2 protein-coding genes are annotated in these 1,046 nt (G+C 68.1%); both read right to left on the bottom strand.

Annotation, left to right across the window (positions count from 1 at the left end):
• Nucleotides 1–116: 116 nt before the first annotated feature.
• Nucleotides 117–794, bottom strand: coding sequence for a thiol:disulfide interchange protein DsbA/DsbL (locus ACEN88_RS32525; protein ID WP_413346372.1), 678 nt, complete (start codon nucleotides 792–794; stop codon nucleotides 117–119).
• A gap of 9 nt (nucleotides 795–803) precedes the next feature.
• The coding region (locus tag ACEN88_RS32520; protein ID WP_413346371.1) for an SPOR domain-containing protein at nucleotides 804–1,046 on the bottom strand (243 nt) is incomplete at its 5' end.

The following is a 1,046-nucleotide window of genomic DNA, read 5'->3' as shown; positions in this document are numbered from 1 at the left end:
GCACGCGGGCGCGGGCGCGCCCGAGGGCACGACGGAAGCCCAGCAACAGCAGGCGGCCCCGATGCCGCTGGACGCGCCCGTGATGAATACGCGCAGCCGGCGGCTCCGCGCCGCGGTCATTTCCTGTCCGCTTTCGCTTTCGCGACGAGGAAGTCCATCACCTGCAGGGCCGCCTGCTGTTGCTGGGCTTCCGTCGTGCCCTCGGGCGCGCCCGCGCCCGCGTGCGACGGCGACGTGACGAAGCGGCCGTCGACGACGACGAGCGGCCAGCGGTCCACGCCATACGAATCCATCATCGCGCCAGCGCGGCGCAGCTTCGCCTGGATGCCGAACGAGCGGTACGTGTCGACGAACTTCGCGCGGTCGATGCCATTTTGCGCCACCCAGTCGAACACCTGCTCGTCGCTGGACAGGCGCAGGTGCTGCTGGTGCATGGCGTCGAACACCTTCTGGTGGTACTGGTTCAGCAGGCCCATCGCATCCAGCGTGTAGAACAGGCGCTGCTGCGGCAGCACGCTGGCGCCGCCCTGGATGTGGACGCGCTTGAACACGATGTTGTCGCCCTGCTTCTTGACCCACGCTTCGAGCGCAGGTTCGAACGCGTAGCAGTGCGGGCAGTAGTAGGCGAAGAACTCGATGACTTCGACTTTTGCGCCGGTATCGGTCGGCTGCACGGAAGGCAGCACGAGGTATTGCGACCCTGCCTGCGGCTCGGCGGCCGATGCCGACAGCGTGGCGGATCCGGCCGCGAGGCCGAGGAGGGCGGTGCAGAACAGACGGCGCGTCAGAGACATCGCGACCCCTTATCGTTGGTTACGCACGATGGCGACGTCGACGCCGCTGTCGAGCAGCTTGGCACGCGCCTTGTTCATGGCTTCGACCTGGTTGTACGGGCCGAGGCGCACGCGGTGCAGCACGCCGCTGTCGCTCGTGCGGTCGCTGATCGCCGCTTCGAAGCCGAGCAGCGCGAGCCTGGCGCGGGTCGCTTCCGCATCCGACAGGTCGCGGAACGCGCCCGCCTGCAGATAGTAGATGTACTCGCCGGC

The organism is Massilia sp. CT11-108 (assembly GCF_047302915.1).
Lineage (GTDB): Bacteria > Pseudomonadota > Gammaproteobacteria > Burkholderiales > Burkholderiaceae_D > Telluria > Telluria orientalis.
The sequence above is the reverse complement of the archived record's forward strand: the minus strand, read 5'-3'. Positions and strand labels throughout refer to the sequence as shown.

Coding starts and splice junctions, on each gene's coding strand:
- ACEN88_RS32525 (WP_413346372.1), bottom strand. CDS start 794: ATGTCTCTGACGCGCCGTCTGTTCTGCACCGCCCTCCTCGGCCTCGCG.